The organism is Acidovorax sp. 210-6, assembly GCF_010020825.1.
Lineage (GTDB): Bacteria > Pseudomonadota > Gammaproteobacteria > Burkholderiales > Burkholderiaceae_C > Simplicispira > Simplicispira sedimenti.
In genome coordinates, this window is sequence record NZ_JAACJE010000001.1 from 872144 (window position 1) to 895207 (window position 23064).

Below are 23064 nucleotides of genomic sequence, written 5' to 3' on the forward strand. Positions count from 1 at the left end.
TGTGCTACGCCCGCGCAATGCCCGTACGGTCGAGCACGTCCGCCACGAGCTCCAGCCGCACCAGCGGGTTGTCCAGTTGCATCAGCTGCTGTTTCAGCTCTTGGGGAACGGGCAGCAGTTCACACCAACGGTTGGCCACCCAGCCGCAGTCGCCCAGTTGGTTTGCGGTGGGCTGGGGGGTCGGCCGGTGGCCTGGCCGCTCGGGCAACGAGGCCAGTACCCGCGCCAGCGCCGCGCTGGCCACCATCAGGTGGGGGGGGACTGCCGTGGGGTGGTCTGCGTGCAGCAGCTGCACATCGGCCACCCAGAGGCCGTGGGGCAGGACATGGCTGCGCTGGATGTGAAAGCGCTGGGTGCCCTCGCATTCCAGGTGGATCAGCGCAGGTTGGGGGCTTTGCAATTGGGTGATGCGGGCCAGTGTCCCCACGGCGTGCAGTTGCTCTTGTGGGGCGCCCGCCTTGCGCACCTCGCTGCCGCTGCGCAGGCAGACCACGCCGAACGGCGCGCCTGCTTGTTGGCATTTGCGCACCATGTCGAGGTAGCGCACCTCGAACACGCGCAGGGCGAGGTGGCCACCGGGCAGAAGCACGGCGGCCAGCGGAAACAGCGGCAGGCTGGTGAGGGTCAGAGGCTGGGGCATGGAAATGAAGGGGCTATCATCCCATGCCGCCGTGCGGTCAAGAACGGATTCCAGCGATGCTCCATCAGATTGTTACTTTTTTGCTCGACGTGGTGGCAGGCCTGCTGTGTGGCATGTGCCTGCTGCGCATTTACATGCAGTGGCAGCGCATCCCTTTCTCCAACCCCGTGGGGCGCCTGGTGTTTGCGCTGTCCGACTGGCTGGTGCTGCCCTTGCGTCGTGCCATTGCACCGGTGGGGCGCCTGGATCTGGCCAGCCTGCTCGCTGCCTTGGTGGTGGAGCTGGTGCAGTACCTGTTGTTGTGGCTGCTCTTTGGTGCGGGCACGGGTTGGCAGTGGCTGCCCTGGCTGGCGGTGTTTGGCATGGTGCGCGTTGCGCTCACGGGCATGGCGGGATTGCTCATTGCCTATGCCGTGCTCTCGTGGGTGCAAGCGCACTCGCCGGTGTCGGACGTGATTGCGCGCCTGAGCGAACCCTTGCTGCGGCCCGTGCGCCGGGTGTTGCCACTGGTGGGCGGGGTGGATCTGTCCCCGCTGGTGGTGCTGGTGCTGGTGCAGGTGGCGCTGATGGCATTGGGCCACCTGCAGTTCGGGCCCTTGCGATGAAATCACACTAAAAACGGGCCCTGGGGCTTATCTGCAGGGCGCTAGCAGCTATCTTTTTATAGCTGCCAACCGGCGTTGGTGATGGTTGGCAGAGCGGCTGTCAGGCCACGGCGTCGGCTGGCAGGCGTTGCAGCATGGCCAAGCTGCTGGCAATGGTGTTGCGTAGCTCGCGGCGGTCGCAGATCAGGTCCACGGCACCCTTTTGCATCAGGAACTCGGCGCGCTGGAAGCCCTCGGGCAGGGTCACGCGCACGGTGTTTTCAATGACGCGCGGGCCGGCAAAGCCGATCAAGGCCTTGGGCTCCGCAATCACGATGTCGCCCACAAAGGCAAAACCTGCACTCACGCCGCCCATGGTGGGATCGGTCAGTACGCTGATGTAGGGCAGGCCCTTCTTGGCCAGGCGCGTGAGCGCCGCGTTGGTCTTGGCCATCTGCATGAGCGAGAGCAGGCCTTCCTGCATGCGCGCGCCGCCGGTGGCGGTGAAGCAGATGAAGGGCACTTTTTGCTCGATCGCGCTTTCTACGCCGCGCACGAAGCGCTCGCCGACCACGCTGCCCATGGAGCCGCCCATGAAGTCGAATTCGAAGCAGGCGGCCACCACGTTGATGCTCTTGACCGCACCGCCCATGACGATGAGGGCGTCGGTTTCGCCCGTGTTCTCCAGGGCTTCCTTCAGGCGTTCGGGGTACTTGCGGCTGTCCTTGAACTTGAGTGCATCGACCGGGATGACCTCCTGGCCGATTTCGTAGCGGCCTTCCGCATCGAGGAAGGCGTCGAGCCGGGCGCGCGCGCCGATGCGGTGGTGGTGGCTGCACTTGGGGCAGACGTTCTGGTTCTGCTCCAGGTCGGCCTTGTAGAGCACGGTCTCGCAGCTGGGGCACTTGATCCACAGGCCCTCGGGCATCTGGCGGCGCACCGTGGGGTCGCTTTGCTGGATTTTGGACGGCAGGAGTTTTTCAAGCCAGGACATTCGTCTTCCTTTGTATGAGTGGGCCAGCAGAATGCGGCCTGTGAAACTGGCACACCCCATGCCAGGGACGCCGTGGAACTGGCTTTGCCAGGCCACCGGCGTCGTCCCCCTTCCCGCAAGCGAAGCGCAGCGAGAGAAGGGGGAAGCGGCAAAGCCGCTCAGGGGGGTCCCTTCTTATTATGCGTCGAGCGCCTTGCGCACACCGCGCAGGAAGTCCACGGCCACGGGAACGATTTTCTCGTGGGGCTGGTCTTCGAGCAACTGGATGATGCGGCTACCGATAACGACGGCGTCGGCCACCTGGCCGATGGCCTGGGCCGTGGCCGCGTCGCGGATGCCGAAGCCCACGCCCACGGGGATGTGCACATGCTGGCGGATGCGCGGCAGCATGGCCTCGACGGCGGAGGTATCGAGCGCGCCCGAGCCCGTCACGCCCTTGAGCGACACGTAGTACACGTAGCCGCTGGCCACGCGGGCCACTTCCTGCATGCGCTCTTCCGTGCTGGTGGGGGCCAGCAGGAAGATCAGGTCCATGCCGTGCGCGCGCAGCTTGGCGGCGAAGTCGGCGCATTCCTCGGGCGGGTAGTCCACGATGAGCACGCCATCGACGCCCGCCTCGGCGGCGTCGCGCACGAAGGCATCCTTCCCGTGGATCTGGTCATAGCGCTCCACCGGGTTGGCGTAGCCCATCAGCACGACGGGGGTGTCCTTGTTGCGGCCGCGGAATTCGCGCACATGGCCCAGCACCTGCTTGAGGCCGGTGCCCAGCGCCAGGGCCTTTTCGCCGGCTTTCTGGATGACCGGGCCGTCGGCCATGGGGTCGGAGAAGGGCACGCCCAGCTCGATGATGTCGGCGCCCGCCTCGACCATGCCGTGCATGAGCGCGGGCGTGATGTCGGCGAACGGGAAGCCCGCCGTGACGTAGGGGATCAGCGCCTTGCGGCCCTTGGCCTGCAGGGCGGCGAAGGTGGCGGCGATGCGGTTCGGTATGGTGTTCATGCTGCGGGCCCTCCCTTCACGGCGTGGCCGCGCATGGAGGGGCGGTCGTAGAAATCCTCGCCCGACAGGTCGGCCACGGTGCCGATGTCCTTGTCACCCCGGCCCGAGAGGTTGACCAGGATGGACTGGTCGGGGCGCATTTCCTTGGCCAGTTTCATGGCGTAGGCAAAGGCGTGGCTCGATTCGAGCGCGGGGATGATGCCTTCGGTGCGGCACAGGTAGTGGAAGGCGTCGAGCGCCTCGCTGTCGGTGATGCCGACGTACTGCGCGCGTTGGATTTCCTGCAGCCAGGCGTGTTCGGGGCCGACGCCGGGGTAGTCCAGGCCGGCGCTGATGCTGTGCGTCTCGGTGATCTGGCCGTTCTCGTCCTGCAGGATGAAGGTGCGGTTGCCGTGCAGCACGCCGCTGCTGCCGCGCTGCAGGCTGGCCGAGTGCTTGCCGCTGTCCAGGCCCTCGCCGGCGGCCTCGACGCCGATCAGGCGCGTCTTTTCGAACGGAATATAGGGGTAGAAGATGCCCATGGCGTTGCTGCCGCCGCCCACGCAAGCGACCACGGCATCGGGCTGCTCGGCGGCGATTTTCTGCTCGGCCAGCATGGGGGGCATCTGCACCAGGCATTCGGTGCCGATCACGCTCTGGAAGTCGCGCACCATCATGGGGTAGGGGTGGGGCCCTGCCACGGTGCCGATGATGTAGAAGGTGTCGTCCACGTTGGCCACCCAGTCCCGCATGGCCTCGTTGAGCGCATCCTTCAGCGTCTTGCTGCCCGATTCGACCGGCACCACGGTGGCGCCCAGCAGCTTCATGCGGAACACGTTGGGGCTCTGGCGCTTGACGTCCTCGGAGCCCATGTAGACCACGCATTCCAGGCCGTAGCGTGCGCAGATGGTGGCCGTGGCCACGCCGTGCTGGCCCGCGCCGGTCTCGGCGATGATGCGTTTCTTGCCCATGCGGCGCGCCAGCATGGCCTGGCCGATCACGTTGTTGATCTTGTGCGCGCCGGTGTGGTTCAGGTCTTCGCGCTTGAGGTAGATCTGCGCGCCGCCCATCTCGCGGCTGGTGCGCGCGGCGTGGTACACCGGGGAGGGGCGGCCGACGAAATGTGCCAGCTCGTAGTTGAATTCGGCGATGAACTCCGGGTCGTTCTGGTAGCGCGCGTAGGCCGCCTGCAGCTCGCGCAGGGCGAAGGTCAGGGTTTCGCTGGCGAAGCTGCCGCCGTAGGGGCCGAAATGGCCCGAGGAATCAGGTTGGTCGTACTGGTACATGGAATTCTTTTGCAAGTTGCTCGTCGGCCGCGCGCACGGCGGCCACGAAGCGCTGGATCTTGTCGGCGTCTTTGACGCCCTTGATGGGCTTGCCATCGGGGCCGTCAAGCTCGACGCCGGAACTGACATCAACCGCCAGCGAGATGCCTCGCGGGCGCACCTGCAAGATGCCATCGGTCACGTTTGCAGGCGTGAGTCCACCACTTAAAACGAGGTGAGAGGCGACGCTTGGAGGAAGGAGTGACCAATGGAATGCCTTGCCGCCACCGCCATAGCCTTCGACATGGGCGTCGAGCAGGATGGCCCGGGCGCGGGAGTGAACATGGGCATATTCTACGAGGTCGAAGTCCAGACCCTGTGCCCCCAGGGGAATGCGCGCGGCGCGCAGGTAGGGGCGGGCGCCTCGGCCGCTGGCCTCCCAGCACTCTTCGGCTGTTTCATCACCATGAAATTGCAGCATGGCGCCCGCCACCATTGCGCTGGCAGCTATCACATTCGTAGCAGTTTCGTTGACGAACAGCAGCACCGGGGTGACGAAGGGCGGCAGGCGCGCTGCCAGTTGCGCCGCGCGCTCGGGCGTCACGGCGCGCGGGCTGGGGGCGTAGAGCACGAAGCCCACGGCGTCCACGCCGGCGGCGACAGCGGCGTCCACGTCCTGCTCGCGCGTGAGGCCGCAGACCTTGATGCGCGTGCGGGTGGCGGGGAGGGTTGCGGTGCGTGGCTGGATGTGCGGGGGGCTGCTCATGGCAGCGCATCATACGCAGCCGTGCGGCGGGGCAGGCCCCAGGCGGCGTCGTAGACCGGGCCCAGGAAGTACAGGCCGTCGGGCGAGAAGGTGGGCGCGGCCGCGTCGCGCGAGCGCGCCGCGAGTACCTCGGCCATCCAGGAGGCCGGACGGGCGCCCTGGCCGATGGCCACCAGGCAGCCCATGATGTTGCGGATCATGTGGTGCAGGAAGGCGTTGCCCTCGAACTCGAAGCGCCAGTAGCACGGGCTCCAGTCCTCGCCGGGCTCGGGCTGGGCCGGGCCTTTGCGGGTGATGTCGATGCGGTGCAGGGTTTTGACCGGCGAGAGCGCCTGGCAGGCCGAGGCGCGGAATGAGGTGAAGTCGTGCTCGCCCAGCAGGTGGGCGGCGGCCTGGCGCATGGCATCGCCATCGAGCGGGCGAAACACCCAGCCCACGCGCCCGGCTTCCACGCTCGGGCGCACGGGCGACTGCAGCAGCACGTAGGCATAGCGCCGCGCGGTGGCGCAGGCACGGGCGTGGAAAGCTTCCGGTACGGGCCGGGCCCAGTGCACGGCGATGTCGGGTGGCAGGAAGGCGTTGGTGCCGCGCACCCAGGAAAACGGGCTGCGTTGCAGCTCCGTATCGAAATGCACCACCTGCATGAGCCCGTGCACCCCGGCATCGGTGCGCCCTGCGCACAGGGTACTGACGGGGTGGGTGGCAAATTGTGCCAGCGCGGCCTCCAGACGGTCTTGTACTGTCTGGCCTGAGGGCTGGCTTTGCCATCCCTGGTAGCGCTGGCCGAGGTAGCTGACGCCCAGCGCCATCCGCATGGGAGGTGCAGTGCCTTTCAGCCGAGTTCGGACAGCATCTTCTGCGCCCGGGCCTTCAGGTCGCCGCTGGCTTCGGCAATCACTTCTTCGATCAGTGTGCGCGCGCCGTCGCTGTCGCCAATGGTGTTGAACTCCTGGGCCAGTGCCAGCTTGGTGGCCAGCGGGTCGTCGGCCAAGTCACCGGAGGCGGTGGTGGGCTCGTCCATCGGGACAGCGGCGGTGACCTCGGAAGCTGGGGTCTTGAGATCCAGCGAAATGCTGTCGAGGTCGAAATCCATCAAGCCGGAGTCAGAGGGCACATAGGGCTTGGTGGCGGGTTTGTCCAACGCGGTGGGTTGGGTGTCGATGGCCGGCAGATCCAGAGGAACGTCCAGCGGCATATCCAGTGGGTTGACTGCTGCCACCGGCATGGGCTTCGTGGCAGCAGGGGGCTGCCATTCTGGCGCGGCAGAGGGACTGTCGTAGTCGGGGATTTCCAGCGGCACCGGGGCGCTGTCTTCCAGCACCGGCTGCTGAGCGCTCTGCGCTGCGGCAGCAAAGGCACCTGCTGGCGCCGGAGGGGCCTCGGTCAGTGCATCATCGGGAAGGTCCAGATCCAGATCTAGGTCCAGATCCGGTGGAGATGTCACGGCCGCAGCGGCGCCTGTGGCGGCAGCGACGGCGGTAGCTGCTGCAGGGCGACCACCGGGCTGGTACAACGCGTTGTCGGGGTCCAGCGTGCGGCCCAGCTCGGCCACACGGTTCCAGTCGGGACCATCGCCCTGGGTGAGTTGGTGGATCTCGCTGGCCACTGATTCCAGGGCCTTGCGGTCTTGTCGCTTGGCATAGATCTCGGCCAGCTTGGCATGGATGGAGACGCGCGTCGGGTTGTGGCGCACGGCTTCCTTGAGGATTTCCTCCGCCTGTAGATCGCGGCCATAGGCAAGGTAAACATCGGCTTCAGCCACTGGATCGACATCACCACCTGCATCCAACTGGCTGGGCGAATAGGCCATGGATGATCCACCGGTGGTGGAGTCGGTGTTGGCCGTGTCCACGCGCTGGCCGCCGCTGGCGCCAAAGAAGGAATCGGGCTGCAGGCGGCTTTCCAGGAAGGAGCTGTCCATGCCAGCGCCAGCGCGGCGGCGCTGGATGACGCGCCATGCGCCAAAGCCCAGCAGCAATGCCAGCAGGCCGCCACCCGCCATGGGGATCATGGGGTCTTCCATCAACTCAGAGAAGAAGCTTGGCTCTTCCACCGGGGCAGGGGGCGGCAAGGCCACACTCGGTTTGGCAGGAGCAGAGGCGGGCTCGGACGCCGGAGCTGCGCTGGGCTCGGAGGCTGCGGCCACTGGAGCCGGAGCGGCTTCGCTCGCGGGGGCGGCAGGGACTTCTGCAGATGCAGGCGCTTCTGCTTGGGGGACTGCAGGAGCAGACGGCTCGGGCGTTGCAGCGGGGGTGGGCGGCGGCACGGGCACGGTCACACCGGGCGCACTGGCGGCAGCGGCGGGTGCGGCGCCCACCGAAGCCGATGCGGTGCCGAGCTTGTTCAGCTCGCTGATGTTTTTGGACAATTCTTCCACGCGCGCAGCAGCCTGCTGCGATTGTTTGCGCTTGGCCAGTTCTTCTTCGGTCGCCTTCTGGCCTTTGACTGCGCCCTTGGAGAGGGTGAGCTTGTCGGGGGCTGCGCTTGCAGGACGCTGGTCTTGCACCTGCGCCTGAACTGCGCCGCTGGCAGAGCGCCCGGAGGTTCCTACATCAGCAGAAGGGGCCGCACCGGCCAGCTTGCGCCGGAATTCGTTGAAATCGCGGCTCTGTGCGGCCAAGACTTGGCGAGCCTCGTCCTTGGAGATCGCGTTGGCCTGGGCCTGGCTCGGCATCTGCAAGACGGCGCCAGAGCGGATGCGATTGACATTGCCTTGAATGAACGCCTCAGGGTTGGCGCGCAACATGGCTACCAGCATTTGATCCAGCGACACATCCGCAGGGCGGTTGGCATTGGCAATGCGTCCGGCAGTGTCTCCGGGCTTGACGGTGACGGCTTGTTCGCCTGCCGGTGCGGCCGCACTGGCCGCAGGCGCGCTGCGCACGGGGGCAGAACGCTGCGGGGTGGATTCCACGGGGCGTGCAGGTGCAATTTCGGGTTTGGCAGCCACCTCCACCGGCGCTTTGCGCATGGTGGGGGGATCAAACAGCATGGTGTAGCTGCGCGTCAGTCGCCCGGTGTTCCAGTTGGCATCCACCACCAGATCCACAAACGGCTCGTTCACGGGCCGATCGCTGCTCAGGCGCAGCACCGTGGAACCGTTGGGGCGCTTCCGCATCTCAATCTGGACACGCGTGACCACGGGCGAATATTCCATGCCTTGGGCGCGGAAGGTCTCAGGGGTGGCGGTGGTGACACGCAGCGTTTCTGCTTCGGAAGAGGTGACCTGCACAAGCTCGATTTCCGCGCGCAGGGGTTCCCCCAAGGCGGACTGAACGGTGATCGGGCCCAGCGCAAGTGCCAAGGCGTTCGAGCTGTACAGACCGAACGATGCCACTGCGGCCGCCGCCAAGGCAGAGTATTTCCAACGATGCATGGTTGCCATCAACTGATTAGATTTGGTAGCTCGGTGGAGCGGACTGGTATTGGTCATGGTCATATGCCCGCTGCGCTCCAGCGTCTGAGAATGTGTAAAAGCACCTTAGCAGCAATGTTTTGCACTGACAAGCTCACGTAGTGGCGAAGCTCCGGCAGGATGCCTGAACGGGGGGCAATGCCCCCCACTGTGTTGTCAGACGACAACGTGGGTAACCAGATGTTTCCTCTGGGTGCCAAAAGAAAAAGCGCCGTGGGGCGCTTTTTCAAGGGGCAGATTATGCACCCAGCAAGATGCGCAGCATGCGGCGCAGCGGCTCGGCGGCGCCCCACAGCAACTGGTCGCCAATGGTGAAGGCGCCCACATATTCGGGTCCCATGGCCAGCTTGCGGATGCGGCCCACGGGGATGGTCAGTGTGCCGGTGGTCGCCACAGGGGTCAGGTCGGTGATGGTGGCTTCGCGCGTGTTGGGTACCACTTTGACCCACTGGTTGTCGGCAGCAATCATGGCCTCGATGTCTGCCACCGGCACATCCTTCTTGAGCTTGAAGGTCAGTGCCTGGCTGTGGCAGCGCATGGCGCCGATGCGCACGCAAAAACCGTCCACGGGAATGGCGCTGGTGCCGAAGCCTTCGCCCATACCCAGAATCTTGTTGGTTTCGGCCATGCCCTTCCACTCTTCACGGCTCATGCCATTACCCAGATCCTTGTCGATCCAGGGGATGAGCGATCCGCCCAGCGGCACGCCAAAGTTGGCGGTTTCGGCGCCAGAGAGGGCGCGTTGCTTGGCGATGACCTTGCGGTCGATTTCCAGGATGGCGCTCTTGGGGTCGTCCAGCAAGGCCTTGACCTCGGCATTGAGCGTGCCAAACTGGGTCAGCAACTCGCGCATGTGCTGTGCGCCGCCACCCGACGCGGCTTGGTAGGTCTGCGTGCTCATCCATTCCACCAGACCCGCCTTGTACAGCGCGCCCACGCCCATGAGCATGCAGCTCACGGTGCAGTTGCCGCCGATCCAGTTCTTGCCACCCTTGGACAGGGCGTTTTTGATGACGGGCATGTTGACGGGGTCGAGGATGATGACCGCGTCGTCCTTCATGCGCAGGGTGGAAGCTGCATCAATCCAATGGCCGTTCCAGCCTGCTGCGCGCAGCTTGGGAAATACCTCGGTGGTGTAGTCGCCGCCCTGGCAGGAGATGATGATCTCGCAGCGCTTGAGCGCGTCGATGTTGAACGCGTCTTGCAGCGCGGTTTCGTTCTTGGCCTGCGCCGGGGCCTTGCCACCGGCGTTGCTGGTGGAGAAGAACAGGGGTTCGATCAGGCCGAAGTCGCCTTCAGCCTCCATGCGATCCATCAACACCGAGCCGACCATGCCGCGCCAGCCCACCAGACCTACCAACTTGCTCATTTCAACGCCCTTTCAAGTGAATAAACAGTACCCGACCGGACTGTTCGCCTGGCTCGTCTGGCCAGGAGGGGCGCACGACGAACCGGGGCGGATCAGCCCTTAATGGTCGTGGTTTTGGTGATGGTTGCGCGCGCAGCCAAACCTGCCGAGGCGGCAGGAGCATTTTTCAGAGCGAACGGGTGGGCGGCAAACATTGAGGAATATTGTAATGCAAGGCAAACATAGGACATTTGCACTGCCGCAAGAGCTTGTGGGCAATGAAAAAGCCAACCGCGGAGCGGTTGGCTTTTTGTGGCAGGTGGTGGAGCTGGCGGGAATTGAACCCGCGTCCGCAAGCCTTCTTCGGGCAGATCTACATGTTTAGCGTTCTGTTTTGGATCTCGCCATCGGTGCCGCGCAGGCGCACGCTGCATCGACGGCCAGCACCCTTGGATCTCGCCTCCTGCCAAGGTGCCCGGCAGGGTGCCAGCTGATGAAAATTCCCTTGCAGCCTGGAGGTATTTCTACCCCCTTGCCCAGCCCATCAGCGTGCTGTTGCAAGGCTCACCGGATTTAAGCGGCGAGTGCGAAACGTTCGTCGTTTGCAGTTAGTTTTTTGAACCGAGATTTACGAGCGTGATTCCAGCTCGACATGCACCACACCGATTCCGAACCCACGTCGAAACCAGGGCAGCCCCTTGGATGGGTATTTTAGGTCAGTCGCAGCAATTGCAAGAGGGCCAGTGGGGTATTTATTTCAGCATGGGCGCCCCACCGGCGGATATCGGCTTGTGCACCCAGGTAGCCGTAGGTGGCTGCCACCGTGGGCATGCCCGCCGCATGGCCGGCCTGGATATCGCGTTCGTCGTCGCCTACGTAAAGGCATTGCTGTGGAGGTAGGTCCAGACGGGTGGCGGCCTCCAGCAGCGGAGCGGGGTGGGGCTTGGCGTGCGGGGTCGTGTCGCCACTCACCACCGTTTGGGCGCTGGCGAACAAAGGCATGGCCTGCGTCAGAGGGTTGGTGAAGCGGCTGTGTTTGTTGGTGACCACTCCCCAGGCCAGGCCGTGGCCGCGCAGGCGCTGGATCAGGTCGTCCACGCCATGGAAGACCTGGGTGCGCTCCGTCAGACAGGCTTCGTAGTTGGCGAAGAACTCTTCCTTGAAGGCCGAAAAATCGGGGTGCTCTGGGGGCATACCGAAGGCGCAATCCAGCATTCCCCGGGCTCCAGCGCCTGCCATGGGGCGGTAGTGCTCCAGGGGCAGGGCGGGCAGGCCGCGGTCGGTGCGCATTTTGTCTGCAGCAGCGCCCAGGTCGGGGGCGCTGTCGATCAGGGTGCCGTCCAGATCGAACAGCACAGCACGGATGTGGGCAAACATGTGCTCAGGCGCTGCGGCGGGTGGCCAGCAGGTAGTTCACGCTGGTGTCGCTGCTGAGCCAGTAGCGCCGCGTGATCGGGTTGTACTGCAAGCCCTTGGTCTGCTGCAGGTCCAGCCCCGCATCGCGGCAATGGGTGGCCAGTTCGCTGGGGCGGATGAGGCGGGCGTATTCGTGCGTGCCCCTGGGCAGCATGTTGAGGACGTATTCCGCGCCCACAATCGCCAGCATGAAAGCCTTGGCGTTGCGGTTGATGGTGGAGAAGAACACCCAGCCGCCCGGCTTGACGAGTTGGGCGCAGGCGCGCACCACCGAGCCGGGGTCGGGCACGTGTTCCAGCATTTCCATGCAGGTCACGGTATCAAAGCTGCCTGGTTGCTCTGCGGCCAGGGCTTCCACGCTCACTTCGCGGTAGGTGACGCGCGGGGTCTGTGCTTCCAGGGCGTGCAACTGGGCCACGCGCAGTGACTTGGTGGCCAGGTCTATGCCCAGCACCTCCGCACCTCGGCGGGCCATCGCGTCGGACAGGATGCCCCCGCCGCAGCCCACGTCGAGCACACGTTTGCCGTGCAGTGGTGCCAGGCCGTTGATCCAGTCCAGCCGCAGGGGGTTGATTTCATGCAGGGGGCGGAACTCGCTTTCCGGGTCCCACCAGCGGTGCGCCAGATCGGAGAACTTGGCCAGTTCGGCCGGATCGACGTTGAGGGTGGTGTGGTTCATGCTCGTATTGTCCAACAGCGCGGCAACAAAAAAGCGCCCCGGAGGGCGCTTCGTTGTTTTTGCTGGCAGCGCACCCGTTTCAAACGGCGGGCAGCAGGGCTGCCCGGGCTGTGTGTGCTGTGAGTGAAAAGACTCAGGCAGCGGCCAGGGCCAGGGCCTTGACCTTTGCGGACAGGCGGCTCTTGTCGCGGGCCGCCTTGTTCTTGTGGAAAATGCCCTTGTCGGCAACGTTGTCCACCACGGACTGCATCTTGGCGAACAGTTCGGTGGCTTTGGTCTTGTCGCCTGCCAGAATGGCTTTTTCAACGTTCTTGACGGCGGTGCGGTACTTGGAACGCAGCGAGGAGTTGGCTGCGTTGAGCTTGACGTCTTGGCGCGCGCGTTTGCGGCCCGACGCCAGGCGCGGGTTCTTTTTCTTGGGCTTGGTGGATGCCATGGTATATGTTCCTTGTGTCTGTGGATGTTGCCAGCAAAGCCGAGCATTATAGCCCACCGAGCCAAGGTGGGTGCAGGTGGCGCCGGGCCGGGTGCCGCGCACTGCGGGCGCAGCGCATACACTGTGCGCCGTGACATTGTTCAAAGCCGCTTCCACCGTCTCCTTGCTGACGCTGGCTTCCCGTGTGACGGGGCTGGTGCGCGACCTGCTCATGGCCTCGGTCTTTGGCGCCAATGCGCTGACCGACGCCTTCAACGTCGCCTTTCGCATTCCCAATTTGTTTCGGCGTTTGTTTGCCGAAGGCGCCTTCAGCCAGGCCTTCGTGCCCGTGCTCGCCGCCACCAAGACCCAGGAGGGCGAAGAAGCCACGCGCGTGCTCATTCGCAGCGTGGCAACGGCCTTGGCCTGGGCCTTGGTGTTGGCCTGCGTGTTGGGCGTGCTGGGTGCGCCGGTGCTCGTGTGGCTGCTGGCCAGCGGCCTGCGGCAAAACCCCGAGGGCTACGACGCCGCCGTGCTCATGACGCGCTGGATGTTCCCCTACATCGGCTTCATGTCCATGGTGGCACTGTCGGCCGGGGTGCTCAACACCTGGAAGCGCTTTGCCGTGCCTGCCGCCACCCCCGTGCTGCTGAATCTGTGCATGATCGTGGCCGCCTGGTGGGGCGCGCCGCTGCTGGCCGCGCGCGGGGTGGAGCCCATCTACGCCATGGCTGGCGGCGTGATGCTGGGCGGTGTGCTGCAACTGGCGGCGCAGGTGCCCGTGCTGCACCGCCTGGGCCTGCTGCCGCGCATTGGCGTGACCTGGGGCGCGGTGCGCACGGCGTGGCAGACGGAGCAGGTGCGCCGCATCCTGACGCTCATGGCGCCCGCGCTGCTGGGGGTGGGGGTGGCGCAGCTCTCGCTGATGATCAACACCCAGATCGCTTCGTACCTGGCGCCCGGCAGCGTGACCTGGCTGTTTTATGCCGACCGTCTGATGGAATTTCCCACCGCACTGCTGGGGGTGGCACTGGGCGTGGTGCTGACACCGCAGCTGGCATCGGCCAAGGCGGCGGACGACAGCGCGCGCTATTCGGCCATGCTCGACTGGGGCCTGCGCATGGTGGTGTTGCTGGCCGTGCCTTGTGCCGTGGCGCTGCTGACCTTTGCGCAGCCACTCGTGGCCACGCTGTTCCACCACGGCAAGCTGACCGATGGCGATGTGGGGCAGATCGCCGTGGCCCTGGCGGGCTATGGTGCGGGTCTGCTGGGCCTGGTCGCCATCAAGGTGCTGGCGCCGGGCTACTACGCCAGCCAGGACATCCGCACCCCGGTGAAGATTGCTGTGGTGGTGCTGGTGGTCACGCAGTTGCTCAACGTGGTGCTGGTGCCCCGGATGGCGTATGCGGGCCTGGCGCTGTCCATCGGGCTGGGGGCGCTGGTCAATGCGCTGTGGTTGCTGGTGGGCCTGCTGCGGCGGGGGGCGTATGTGCCCGCGCCGGGGTGGCTGCTGTATGCGCTGCAGGTGCTGGCGGCCAGTTGCCTGATGGCGGTGCTGCTGCTGTGGGCCTCAGACCACTTTGCCTGGCTGGCCATGCGTGCCCACAGCCTGCAGCGTGCTGGACTGCTGGCCTTGCTGGTGGTGGCGGCGGCGCTGTTGTACTTTGCCGTGCTGTGGGTGGGTGGGTTGCGCCTGCGCAGCCTGTTGCGGCGCTGAAGCGGGGGGCAAGGGCATGTCGATGAAATTGGCCGTTCCCACGCCGCTGGAGTATTTCGCGTCGCTGGTGCACAGCGACGACGGCTTTCCGCTGCTGGAGGCGGCCGCCAGCATTGCCCAAGACGAATACCCCCAGCTCGACATCCAGCAGGTGCAAAGCGAGGTGGACCATCTCGTGGCGCGCCTGCAGCGGCGCCTGGCGCAAGATGCCCCGGCCCTGCAGCGCCTGCGCATGCTCAACCAGTTCTTCTTTGCTGACCTGGGTTTTGGCGGCAACGTCAACAACTACTACGACCCCGAAAACAGCTACCTCAATGACGTGTTGCGCACACGCCGGGGTATTCCCATCAGCCTGGGGGTGTTGTGGATGGAGCTGGCCCACGGCATTGGGCTGAAGGCCCACGGGGTGGCGTTTCCGGGGCATTTCATGGTCAAGGCGCAGGTGTCGCGTGGGCAGGTGCTCATTGACCCGTTCACCGGCCAGTCGCTCTCGCGCGAAGACCTGGTGGAGCGCCTGGTGCCTTTCCAGCACGGTGTGCCCGAGCCTTTACAGGCCGACGACCTGCCGCTGGGGCTGTTCCTTCAGCCCGCAGCACCGCGCGACATCATTGCGCGCATGCTGCGCAACCTGAAAGAACTGCACCGTTCCAACGAGGACTGGCAGCGCCTGATCGCCGTGCTCGACCGCATGGTCATTCTGCTGCCCACCGACTGGCAGGAGTTGCGGGATCGGGGGCTGGCCCACGCCGCTAGTGGCCAGCATGCCCTGGCCTTGCAGGATCTGGAGGCCTACCTGGCCCATGCGGGCGACGCTGCAGACGCCATCCAGGTGGCGGAACAGATCCGCCAACTGCGAGAAAATTGAGCAAAAACAGCACGCAGCGCCCATCTGGCAAGCGCTGTGTGCTATTAAAATGATAGCAATCAGGCGCTGGGTGCCTTGACGCAGAGCACCGGGCAGGACACGGTCATGAGCAGCTCCTGTGCCACGCTGCCCAAAATCAGCTTGCCCACGGCGGTGCGCTTGCGCAGACCGATCACGAGCACCGAAATGTCCATGGTATCGACCAGTTCATTGATCTCTTCCACGGCATCGCGGCCGCGCACAAACTGCTTGAACTCGGCCTGCACGCCCTGGGCTTCGAGCATGGCCTCGATCTGTTCCACCTCGTAGCCTGGCGCCAGCGATGTGTCCTCCTGCGAGCCCCCGGGGCCTGCGTTGACAACCAGCAGCCGCTCCTGGCGGCGCTTGGCGATTTCAATGCCTTTGTCCAATGCGGCCCGGCCTTCGGGGCGGGGTACGTAGGCGACGAGAATGGTCATGAACGGTCTCTCCTGATTTATACCTGTGTGTGATGACATGTGCGTCCGTCCCGCGGCTTGTGGTCGAGAGACGGTCTGGATGGCATGCCCTGTCGGGATGCGCCTTGCATGGTAGCGCAAGCAGGTCGGTCAGATCAGTCGCAAAGATGCCAACTCTTTTTTCAGGTAGGCATAGCACAGCGGCGCCGCCACCAGCCCGGCAGGGCCGAACACGGCCTCGGCCACAAACATCACCGACAGCAGCTCCCACACGCCCATGTGCGTGCGTCTGCCCACCACCTTGGCGTTGATGACGTATTCGGCCTTGTGGATGAGGATCAGAAAGCCCAGGCATGCCGCAGCCGCCAGCGGCGACACCGACAGCCCCACGATGGTGATGACCACGTTGCACACCAGGTTGCCCACGATGGGCACCAGCCCCGCCACAAAGGTGAAGCTGATGAGCAGCGGCGTGTAGGGCAGGCGAATGCCCCAGTACGGCAGGATGAACAGCAGGAACAGTGCGGTGAGCAAGGTGTTGAACGCCGCAATCCAGAACTGCGCCGCCACGATCTGCCGGAACGCTTCGCCAAACAGCGTGATGCGCTGTGCCAGTTCACGCGCCAGCGGGCCTTGTTGGGTGCTGCGCTGGCGCACGGCGGCCAGTGCGCCGATGATCAGGCCTACATAGGCGAACAGCAGCCCCGCCAGCCAGGCGCGGCCCGTGGTGGCCAGTGCGCCGGCCTTGGCGCCCAGGTAGTTGGCGATCACGCGCTGCACTTCGGCGGCGCCCTCGGGCAATTGCAGCGGAAAGTCGGCCGGGAGCTTGAGGCGCAATTCACGCACCGTTTGCGCCATGTACTCCAGCAGCTCGCGGTACTGCTGGGGCGCTTCGATCAGGTAGGTGCGCGAATGCGTCAGCCCCAGCCCCAGCAGCCCCAGGGGCAGCAACATCACCAGGGCCGCCGCCGCGACTTCGGCCCCACGGGGGGGCAGCGGCGGCAAGGCGCCGGGCCGCAGCCGGGTGAGCCAGCCCACCCAGGCGCGGGTCAGCAAAAAGCCCAGGCACACACACAGCAGGCCGGGCAGGAGGCCGCGCCACAGCACCAGCAGCAGTGCGGCAGCCACCAGCAGGTAGCTGGCCAGCACCACACTGCGTGGTGCTGGCGCGCTCAGCGCAGGCGTGGGTTCAGAACCGGGGGCAGGCGGGGTCTGCGCCATGGGCTGCGCAGCAGGCTCAGGCCACCACCACGGCGGCACCGTCGCCGCGCGGCGCAATCGTGCCAATGGCGTACACCGACTCGCCCAAGGCGCGCAGCGTGGCTGCGGTGGCGTCGGCCTGGGCGGCATCGACCACCACCACCATGCCAATGCCGTTGTTGAAGGTGCGGTTCATTTCGATGTCATCGATACCTGCCGTCTTCTGCAGCCAGGCGAACAATTCGGTTTGCGGCCAGCTGCCCTTCTTCAGATGGGCAGCCGTGCCCTCGGGCAGCACGCGCGGGATGTTCTCCAGCAGGCCGCCACCGGTGATGTGGGCCAGGGCCTTGATGGGATGTTGGGCCAGCGCGGCCAGCACATTCTTCACGTACAGGCGGGTGGGGCGCATCACCGCATCCTTGAAGGGCATGCCATCCAGCGTGGCGGGCAGGTTGCCAGCGGCGCGCTCGATGCACTTGCGAACCAGCGAGAAGCCGTTGGAGTGCACACCATGCGAGGCCAGGCCCAGCACCACATCGCCAGGGCTCACGTCCTTTCCGGTCAGGATCTTGCTCTTTTCGACCGCACCCACGCAAAAGCCCGCCAGGTCGTATTCGCCGGCAGGGTACATGCCGGGCATCTCGGCTGTTTCGCCACCGATCAGTGCGCAGCCCGACAGCTCGCAGCCCTTGGCGATGCCACCCACCACGGCGGCGGCGGTGTCCACATCGAGCTTGCCGCAGGCAAAGTAGTCCAGGAAGAACAGCGGCTCGGCGCCCTGCACCAGCACATCGTTCACGCTCATGGCTACCAGGTCGATGCCCACCGTGTCGTGCATGTTCCACTCGAATGCCAGCTTGAGCTTGGTGCCCACGCCGTCGGTACCGCTCACCAGCACCGGCTCCTGGTAGCGCTTGGGCACCTCAAACAGCGCGCCAAAGCCGCCAATGCCGGCCAGCACGCCCTCGCGCATGGTCTTTTTGGCCAGGGGCTTGATGCGCTCGACCAGCGCGTCGCCCGCGTCGATGTCAACGCCAGCGTCTTTGTAGGACAGGGGGGAGGGGGTCGCAGAGGTGCTCATGGGGTGCTATGGGTGCGGGAAGGCGGCCCAGGCGTGGGCCGCAAGCAGGAGATTTTAAGGGGCTCCACCGCCCGGGTGGGTGCCAGGGGCATGGTGCCGGGGTGGTGCCAGTGCGCCGCGCGCCATCAGGACCAGCACACCGCCCAGCGCCAGCAGCGCCAGAACCATGCCCGCAGAGAAGGTCGCGCGCGCACCCAGCTGGTCCCACAACAGGCCCGCCAGCGCGCTGGCCGCCAGCATGGCGACGCCGCAGACCAGGTTGAACATGCCGTAGGCCGTGCCGCGCAGGTCGGCCGGGGCGGTGTGGGCCACCATGGCGGCCAGCAGCCCCTGCGTGGCCGCCATGTGCAGGCCCCACAGGGCCACACCCAGCCAGGCTGCGGGGCCCTGGCCGCTCCAGGCCAGCAGCGCATCGGCGGCCACCAGCGGCACCAGCCCCCAGGCCAACAGCTTGCCGTGGTCCATGCCGTCGGACAGTTTGCCCAGCGGATAGGCGCCCAGCGCATACACCAGGTTCATGGCAATCAACACCAGCGGCGTGAACGCCAGCGGCAAGCCGTCCTGCTGCAGGCGCAGCACCAGAAAAGCCTCGCTGAAGCGCGCCAGCGTGAACACCGCACCCAGGGCGACCACACTCCAGAACGCAGTTGGCAGGCGCCGCAGGTTGTCACGGCGGATGGGGTTGGTCCGCCGCTCCTGGGGCGCGCGCTCGGGTTCCTGCACCCCCCAGGCGAGCAGCGCCACGCATAGCGCTGCGGGCACCACGGCGGCCCAGAAGACGGCGCGGATGTCGTTGGCCCACAGCAGCATCAGCAGCATGGCCAGCAGCGGCCCCAGAAAAGCGCCCACCGTGTCCAGGGACTGGCGCAGCCCAAAGGCCGCGCCGCGGGCCTCCGGGGGGGCAATGTCGGCCACCAGCGCGTCCCTGGGGGTGCCGCGTATGCCCTTGCCGACCCGGTCGATCATGCGTGCTGCCACCACCATGCCCATGCCGGTGGCCAGCGCGAACATCGGTTTGGTCAGCGCGCCCAGGCTGTAGCCCATCAGTGCCAGGGGCTTGCGTTTGCCCCACCAGTCGCTCAATGCGCCTGCAAACACCTTCACGATCAAGGCCGTGGCCTCGGCGGCGCCCTCGATAAGACCCACGGTCAACATGCTTGCGCCCAGCACGCTGACCATGAACACCGGCAGCAGGCTGTGGATCAGTTCGGAGGAGACATCCATCAGCAGACTGACGAATCCCAATACCCAAATGGCAGCCGGGAGCTTGGTGTGTGCGGGGGTGGGAGAGGGCATGGCCGCCTGAAGACGTCTAAAATCGCGCCATTGTCGTCCATGCGTGCGACGGTATCTGCCCGCGCCGCATGCCCGGGTTATGGCCGCAGTTGCCTGTGGCTGCAGGCCCCACCCCATTCCACAGCGATGCCGCCGATCCACCTCCCGCATTTCATCCTGGCTTTTCTGGCCCTGGCCGTGCCCATGCCTCGGGGGCGCCGCGCATGAAGCAACTGGCCCTGGACATCGGTCTGGCCACCGGCCCCTCGCTGGGCAACTACTTTGCCGGGGCCAACGAGGCCGCGCTGCAGCACCTGCGCCTGTGGGTGGGGCAGGGCAGCCAGCAGGCCACGCGCGCGCCCGTGCCCACCTATCTGTGGGGCCTGCCAGGCAGCGGCAAGTCGCACCTGCTCAAGGCCGTGGCCAGCGCGTTGCGCGAGCAAGGCGCCAGCGTGGGCTGGCTGGACCCCAGCGTGCACGCACGCCCCGAATTCGATGAACGCTGGGCCGCCGTGCTGCTGGACGACGTGCACCTGTACTCCACCGCGCAGCAGGCCCTGGCGTTCAACTGGTTTGTCAACGCCACCAGCCCGGGCAGCGGCGCGCCGCGCTGGGTGTTGGCCGCAGGCAGCGTACCCCCGGCAGACCTGCCGCTGCGCGACGACCTGCGCACCCGCCTGGGCTGGGGCCATGTGTTCCAGCTCCAGGTGCTCGACGAAACCGCCCGCCGTGCCGTGCTGCGCCAGGAGGCCGACGCGCGCGGCATCTTCCTGGCCGACGAGGTGATGGACTACATGCTCAGCCGCTTCTCGCGCGACCTGGGCAGCCTCATGCAGCTGCTGGACCGGCTCGACGCCTACGCCCTGCGCGCGCAGCGTGCCATCACCATTCCGCTGCTCAAGGCCATGCTGGAAGCTGGATGAGGCACAACCCCCTGTGGCGCTGCGCGCCTTCCCCCTTCTCTCGCGTCGCTGTGCGACGCGGGAAGGGGGACGCTCCCGGCGCGGCGGGGCGGCCCTTGCGCGGGAGCACTGGCTTGGGCCGTGCCGATTGCTGCCGCTCACGGCCTAACCACACCAAGAATGAATGACTGAAACCCCGAACCATCGCCCCCGGCTGACCCTGTTCGACCTGGACCACACGCTGCTGCCGCTCGACTCCGACTACGAGTGGGGCGAGTTCACCATCCGCATCGGCTGGACCGACCCGGTGGACTTTGCCCGCCGCAATGCCGAGTTTTACGCCCACTACCAGGCCGGTACGCTGGATGTGCACGACTACGTGCGCTTTGCCACCGAAGCCGTGCGCCAGCGCGGCCCCGAGCAGGCGCATGCCGCGCACGAACGCTTCATGCGCGAGGTGATTGCGCCCGCCATCCGGCCCGAGGCCCTGCAACTCGTGCGTCAGCACCAGCAGGCGGGGGACAGGGTGCTCATCGTCTCCGCCACCAACGAATTCGTCACCCGCCCCATCGCCCAGGCGCTGGGCGTGCAGGAGCTGCTGGCCATGCAACTGGCGCGCGACGCCAGCGGCTGGTACACCGGCGCCATTCAGGGCACGCCCACCATGCGCGAAGGCAAGGTGCAGCGCATGGAAGAATGGCTGTCTGCGCACGGCCTGCGCTGGGCCGACGTGGAAAGCACCTTTTACAGCGACTCCATGAACGACGTCCCCCTGCTGGAGCGTGTGGACCACCCCGTGGCCACCAACCCCGATGCCCGCCTGCGCGCCCTGGCGCAAGAGCGCGGCTGGCGCATCCTCGACCTGTTTTCTGCACACCCATGATCAAAACCTTCATCGACAAACTGCTGGGCAAGGCCGCCAAGGGTGGCAAAGGCGGCAAGCCGCATTTCGGCAAGCGCGTAGAGGTGCCTGCAGCCCAGCACGGCATCGACCCCACGCTGGTGGACCGCCGCGCCGTGGAGGTGGTGCACACCCTCAAGCAGGCGGGCTACGAGGCCTATATCGTCGGCGGCGCCGTGCGCGACCTGCTGCTGGGCCTGCGCCCCAAGGACTTCGACGTGGCCACCAACGCCACGCCCGAGCAGGTCAAGCAACTGTTCCGCCGCGCCTTCATCATCGGCAAGCGCTTTCGCATCGTGCACGTGGTGCATGGGCGTGGGCGCGAGCACGAGGTGATCGAGGTCTCCACCTTCCGCGCCTACCTCGACAACGTGGCCGCCGAACAAGTGGGCGGCAACGAAAAGACCAGCAAGGCGCAACTGGCCGGCATGCAGCACGCCGTGGACGCATCGGGCCGCGTGCTGCGCGACAACGTCTGGGGCCCGCAGGACGAAGACGCCACGCGGCGCGACTTCACCGTCAACGCCATGTACTACGACCCCGAAACCCAGACCGTGGTGGACTACCACAAGGGCATCGAGGACGCCAAGAAAAAGCAGTTGCGCATGATTGGCGACCCCGCCCAGCGCTACCGCGAAGACCCCGTGCGCATCATCCGCGCCGTGCGTTTTGCTGCCAAGCTCAGCGGCCTGGGTTTTGCCCTGGACCCCAAGACCGCCGCGCCCCTGGCCCAGTCGCAGCACCTGCTGCAAGAGGTGCCGCAAAGCCGCATGTTCGACGAAATGCTCAAGCTCCTGCAGACCGGCCACGCGCTGGCCTCCGTGGAGCAACTGCGCAAGCTGGGCCTGCAGCGCGGCATCTACCCGTTGCTGGATCTGGTCGTTGAACGCGCCGACACCCCCCTGGTGCACGCCGCCCTGCAAGACACCGACCGCCGCCTGGCCGAAGGCAAGCGCGTGGCGCCCAGCTTCTTGCTCGCCTGCGTGCTCTGGCAAGACGTGCGCGAAGGCTGGCAGCGCCGCCTGGACGCGCGCGAACACGCCTTCCCCGCGCTGCAGGACGCCATCGACGAAGTCTTCAACCAGCGCATCGGCGACGTCTCGGGCCGCGGCAAGCTGGCCGCCGACATGCGCGAAATCTGGGTCATGCAGCCCCGCTTTGAAAAGCGCGTGGGCCGCATCCCCGAAAGCATGGTGGCGCAACTGCGCTTCCGCGCGGGTTTTGACTTCATGCGCCTGCGCGCCGACGTGGGCGAAGTGGACGAGGCCCTGGCCGACTGGTGGCAAAAGTTCAGCACCGCCGACGAAGACGAGCGCTACGACCTCATGGAGCAGGCGCGCGAAGAGCAAAAGGCCCGCAGCCGCCAAGCCCAGGGCACCGTGCACCGCGTGCCACCACGCACCAAGGCCGCCGACCCGCGCGGCCTGGCGCTGGACGAAGGCGCCGACAACCACGCCCCCGACGCCGACACCGCATCGCCGCCTGAAGGCAGCGCCCCCAAAAAACGCCGCCGCCGTCGCCGCAAACCCGGCGGCGCCGCAGGCGGCAGCGCCCCCGCTGCCGACGCGTGAGCACGCCCGCAAACCCGCCCCCCGCATCGCGGGCGGGCACACCAGCCCCCGCAGTGCACGCCTGGGTCGGCCTGGGCGCCAACCTGGGCGAGCCCGCTGCTGCCCTGCGCCAGGCCGTGCAGGCCCTGGCGCACACCAAGGGCATCCGCCTGCTGCGCACCTCGTCGCTGTACCGCAGCGCGCCGGTCGATGCCCACGGCCCCGACTACCTCAACGCCGTGGCCGAAATCGCCACCACTCTCAGCCCCCACGACCTGCTGGCCGCCCTGCAAGCCCTGGAGCACGCTGCCGGGCGCGAACGCCCCTACCGCAACGCCCCGCGCACGCTGGACCTGGACCTGCTGCTGTACGGCACCCAGAACATTGCCACCCCCGACCTCACCGTGCCCCACCCCCGCATGTTCGAGCGCGCCTTCGTCCTGCAGCCCCTGGCCGAACTGGCGCCCCAGCACGTGTCCGCGCAGGCGCTGCAGGCGGTGCAGGGGCAGGTGATGGAGCGGTGCCAGGGGGCAGGGTGGGCAGAAGGATGTGGAGTGTCTGCGGAAATATGATAAAAAATTGGCTGCAGCGCCCGCCCAGTAAGCGCTAATAGCTATAAAAATAATAGCGAAATTT

General features: G+C 66.3%; 22 protein-coding genes and 1 other RNA gene. 7 read left to right on the top strand and 16 right to left on the bottom strand.

All coding sequences use genetic code 11. The features are described 5' to 3' along the window. Positions 1-4: 4 nt before the first annotated feature. On the bottom strand, positions 5-640 hold the full coding sequence (locus GWK50_RS04030; protein WP_162015409.1) for an LON peptidase substrate-binding domain-containing protein: 636 nt from the start codon (positions 638-640) through the stop codon (positions 5-7). 56 nt (positions 641-696) lie between these two features. On the opposite strand from GWK50_RS04030, the gene GWK50_RS04035 reads away from it, so the two are divergent. Further along, positions 697-1245: a YggT family protein gene (locus GWK50_RS04035; RefSeq protein WP_162015410.1), complete on the top strand. Its 549-nt coding sequence runs from the start codon at positions 697-699 to the stop codon at positions 1243-1245. A gap of 100 nt (positions 1246-1345) precedes the next feature. On the opposite strand, the gene accD is transcribed toward GWK50_RS04035, so the two are convergent. The 11 genes from accD to rpsT form a co-directional block, all read right to left on the bottom strand. Further along, positions 1346-2218, bottom strand: a complete 873-nt coding sequence (accD, locus tag GWK50_RS04040; protein WP_162015411.1) for an acetyl-CoA carboxylase, carboxyltransferase subunit beta — start codon at positions 2216-2218, stop codon at positions 1346-1348. A gap of 177 nt (positions 2219-2395) precedes the next feature. Further along, positions 2396-3217 carry a tryptophan synthase subunit alpha gene (trpA, locus tag GWK50_RS04045; RefSeq protein WP_162015412.1) on the bottom strand — a complete coding sequence of 274 codons (822 nt, stop codon included), beginning with the start codon at positions 3215-3217 and terminating at the stop codon, positions 2396-2398. Beyond that, positions 3214-4482, bottom strand: coding sequence for a tryptophan synthase subunit beta (trpB, locus tag GWK50_RS04050; protein ID WP_162015413.1), 1269 nt, complete (start codon positions 4480-4482; stop codon positions 3214-3216). The genes trpA and trpB overlap by 4 nt, the downstream gene beginning before the upstream one ends. Next, the gene (locus GWK50_RS04055) at positions 4460-5227 is read right to left on the bottom strand and encodes a phosphoribosylanthranilate isomerase (RefSeq protein ID WP_162015414.1); all 768 of its coding nucleotides are present in this window, start codon (positions 5225-5227) and stop codon (positions 4460-4462) included. Before GWK50_RS04055 ends, trpB begins: the two co-directional genes overlap by 23 nt. After that, the gene (truA, locus tag GWK50_RS04060; RefSeq protein ID WP_162015415.1) at positions 5224-6042 is read right to left on the bottom strand and encodes a tRNA pseudouridine(38-40) synthase TruA; all 819 of its coding nucleotides are present in this window, start codon (positions 6040-6042) and stop codon (positions 5224-5226) included. The genes GWK50_RS04055 and truA overlap by 4 nt, the downstream gene beginning before the upstream one ends. A gap of 17 nt (positions 6043-6059) precedes the next feature. Then, the gene (locus GWK50_RS04065; protein WP_162015416.1) at positions 6060-8603 is read right to left on the bottom strand and encodes a FimV/HubP family polar landmark protein; all 2544 of its coding nucleotides are present in this window, start codon (positions 8601-8603) and stop codon (positions 6060-6062) included. 277 nt (positions 8604-8880) lie between these two features. After that, the gene (gene asd, locus GWK50_RS04070) at positions 8881-10011 is read right to left on the bottom strand and encodes an aspartate-semialdehyde dehydrogenase (protein ID WP_162015417.1); all 1131 of its coding nucleotides are present in this window, start codon (positions 10009-10011) and stop codon (positions 8881-8883) included. Between the two features lie 299 nt (positions 10012-10310). Beyond that, positions 10311-10688: a transfer-messenger RNA gene (ssrA, locus tag GWK50_RS04075) on the bottom strand. A gap of 13 nt (positions 10689-10701) precedes the next feature. Beyond that, positions 10702-11367 (bottom strand): phosphoglycolate phosphatase, encoded by a 666-nt coding sequence (gene gph, locus GWK50_RS04080; RefSeq protein WP_162015418.1) that lies wholly within the window; start codon positions 11365-11367, stop codon positions 10702-10704. A 4-nt stretch (positions 11368-11371) separates the two neighbouring features. After that, positions 11372-12085: a bifunctional 2-polyprenyl-6-hydroxyphenol methylase/3-demethylubiquinol 3-O-methyltransferase UbiG gene (ubiG, locus tag GWK50_RS04085; protein ID WP_162015419.1), complete on the bottom strand. Its 714-nt coding sequence runs from the start codon at positions 12083-12085 to the stop codon at positions 11372-11374. Between the two features lie 133 nt (positions 12086-12218). After that, complete coding sequence (gene rpsT, locus GWK50_RS04090) at positions 12219-12521, bottom strand: 30S ribosomal protein S20 (RefSeq protein ID WP_162015420.1); 303 nt, start codon at positions 12519-12521, stop codon at positions 12219-12221. A 130-nt stretch (positions 12522-12651) separates the two neighbouring features. Between rpsT and murJ the strand changes: the two genes are divergently transcribed. Together murJ and GWK50_RS04100 are read left to right on the top strand one after the other, a co-directional pair. Then, positions 12652-14217 (top strand): murein biosynthesis integral membrane protein MurJ, encoded by a 1566-nt coding sequence (murJ, locus tag GWK50_RS04095; RefSeq protein WP_162015421.1) that lies wholly within the window; start codon positions 12652-12654, stop codon positions 14215-14217. Between the two features lie 16 nt (positions 14218-14233). Then, a complete protein-coding gene (locus GWK50_RS04100; protein ID WP_162015422.1) occupies positions 14234-15082 on the top strand; it encodes a tetratricopeptide repeat protein in 849 nt (282 codons plus the stop codon). Between the two features lie 59 nt (positions 15083-15141). On the opposite strand, the gene GWK50_RS04105 is transcribed toward GWK50_RS04100, so the two are convergent. The 4 genes from GWK50_RS04105 to GWK50_RS04120 form a co-directional block, all read right to left on the bottom strand. Next, positions 15142-15540, bottom strand: a complete 399-nt coding sequence (locus GWK50_RS04105; RefSeq protein ID WP_162015423.1) for a universal stress protein — start codon at positions 15538-15540, stop codon at positions 15142-15144. Positions 15541-15669: 129 nt separating this feature from the next. Further along, entirely contained in the window at positions 15670-16740 is a 1071-nt protein-coding gene (locus GWK50_RS04110; protein ID WP_162015424.1) for an AI-2E family transporter, read from the bottom strand. 16 nt (positions 16741-16756) lie between these two features. Further along, positions 16757-17800: a phosphoribosylformylglycinamidine cyclo-ligase gene (gene purM / locus GWK50_RS04115; protein WP_162015425.1), complete on the bottom strand. Its 1044-nt coding sequence runs from the start codon at positions 17798-17800 to the stop codon at positions 16757-16759. A gap of 54 nt (positions 17801-17854) precedes the next feature. Further along, positions 17855-19096, bottom strand: coding sequence for an MFS transporter (locus GWK50_RS04120; protein ID WP_162015426.1), 1242 nt, complete (start codon positions 19094-19096; stop codon positions 17855-17857). Positions 19097-19299: 203 nt separating this feature from the next. Here GWK50_RS04120 and hda point away from each other — a divergent pair, with 203 nt between their 5' ends. The 4 genes from hda to folK all read left to right on the top strand — a co-directional run bounded on the left by hda (position 19300) and on the right by folK (position 23000). Continuing rightward, entirely contained in the window at positions 19300-19998 is a 699-nt protein-coding gene (gene hda, locus GWK50_RS04125) for a DnaA regulatory inactivator Hda (RefSeq protein ID WP_162015427.1), read from the top strand. 163 nt (positions 19999-20161) lie between these two features. Next, the gene (locus tag GWK50_RS04130; RefSeq protein ID WP_162015428.1) at positions 20162-20860 is read left to right on the top strand and encodes an HAD family hydrolase; all 699 of its coding nucleotides are present in this window, start codon (positions 20162-20164) and stop codon (positions 20858-20860) included. Continuing rightward, on the top strand, positions 20857-22449 hold the full coding sequence (gene pcnB, locus GWK50_RS04135; RefSeq protein WP_162015429.1) for a polynucleotide adenylyltransferase PcnB: 1593 nt from the start codon (positions 20857-20859) through the stop codon (positions 22447-22449). Before GWK50_RS04130 ends, pcnB begins: the two co-directional genes overlap by 4 nt. Then, a complete protein-coding gene (folK, locus tag GWK50_RS04140; RefSeq protein WP_162015430.1) occupies positions 22446-23000 on the top strand; it encodes a 2-amino-4-hydroxy-6-hydroxymethyldihydropteridine diphosphokinase in 555 nt (184 codons plus the stop codon). The genes pcnB and folK overlap by 4 nt, the downstream gene beginning before the upstream one ends. Positions 23001-23064 lie beyond the last annotated feature (64 nt).

What these genes read in the sequence shown, in the direction of transcription:
- GWK50_RS04030 (WP_162015409.1), bottom strand. Translation starts at nt 640, where the DNA reads ATGCCCCAGCCTCTGACCCTCACCAGCCTGCCGCTGTTTCCGCTGGCC.
- GWK50_RS04035 (WP_162015410.1), top strand. Translation starts at nt 697, where the DNA reads ATGCTCCATCAGATTGTTACTTTTTTGCTCGACGTGGTGGCAGGCCTG.
- accD (WP_162015411.1), bottom strand. Translation starts at nt 2,218, where the DNA reads ATGTCCTGGCTTGAAAAACTCCTGCCGTCCAAAATCCAGCAAAGCGAC.
- trpA (WP_162015412.1), bottom strand. Translation starts at nt 3,217, where the DNA reads ATGAACACCATACCGAACCGCATCGCCGCCACCTTCGCCGCCCTGCAG.
- trpB (WP_162015413.1), bottom strand. Translation starts at nt 4,482, where the DNA reads ATGTACCAGTACGACCAACCTGATTCCTCGGGCCATTTCGGCCCCTAC.
- GWK50_RS04055 (WP_162015414.1), bottom strand. Translation starts at nt 5,227, where the DNA reads ATGAGCAGCCCCCCGCACATCCAGCCACGCACCGCAACCCTCCCCGCC.
- truA (WP_162015415.1), bottom strand. Translation starts at nt 6,042, where the DNA reads ATGCGGATGGCGCTGGGCGTCAGCTACCTCGGCCAGCGCTACCAGGGA.
- GWK50_RS04065 (WP_162015416.1), bottom strand. Translation starts at nt 8,603, where the DNA reads ATGCATCGTTGGAAATACTCTGCCTTGGCGGCGGCCGCAGTGGCATCG.
- asd (WP_162015417.1), bottom strand. Translation starts at nt 10,011, where the DNA reads ATGAGCAAGTTGGTAGGTCTGGTGGGCTGGCGCGGCATGGTCGGCTCG.
- gph (WP_162015418.1), bottom strand. Translation starts at nt 11,367, where the DNA reads ATGTTTGCCCACATCCGTGCTGTGCTGTTCGATCTGGACGGCACCCTG.
- ubiG (WP_162015419.1), bottom strand. Translation starts at nt 12,085, where the DNA reads ATGAACCACACCACCCTCAACGTCGATCCGGCCGAACTGGCCAAGTTC.
- rpsT (WP_162015420.1), bottom strand. Translation starts at nt 12,521, where the DNA reads ATGGCATCCACCAAGCCCAAGAAAAAGAACCCGCGCCTGGCGTCGGGC.
- GWK50_RS04100 (WP_162015422.1), top strand. Translation starts at nt 14,234, where the DNA reads ATGTCGATGAAATTGGCCGTTCCCACGCCGCTGGAGTATTTCGCGTCG.
- GWK50_RS04105 (WP_162015423.1), bottom strand. Translation starts at nt 15,540, where the DNA reads ATGACCATTCTCGTCGCCTACGTACCCCGCCCCGAAGGCCGGGCCGCA.
- GWK50_RS04110 (WP_162015424.1), bottom strand. Translation starts at nt 16,740, where the DNA reads ATGGCGCAGACCCCGCCTGCCCCCGGTTCTGAACCCACGCCTGCGCTG.
- purM (WP_162015425.1), bottom strand. Translation starts at nt 17,800, where the DNA reads ATGAGCACCTCTGCGACCCCCTCCCCCCTGTCCTACAAAGACGCTGGC.
- GWK50_RS04120 (WP_162015426.1), bottom strand. Translation starts at nt 19,096, where the DNA reads ATGCCCTCTCCCACCCCCGCACACACCAAGCTCCCGGCTGCCATTTGG.
- hda (WP_162015427.1), top strand. Translation starts at nt 19,300, where the DNA reads ATGAAGCAACTGGCCCTGGACATCGGTCTGGCCACCGGCCCCTCGCTG.
- GWK50_RS04130 (WP_162015428.1), top strand. Translation starts at nt 20,162, where the DNA reads ATGACTGAAACCCCGAACCATCGCCCCCGGCTGACCCTGTTCGACCTG.
- pcnB (WP_162015429.1), top strand. Translation starts at nt 20,857, where the DNA reads ATGATCAAAACCTTCATCGACAAACTGCTGGGCAAGGCCGCCAAGGGT.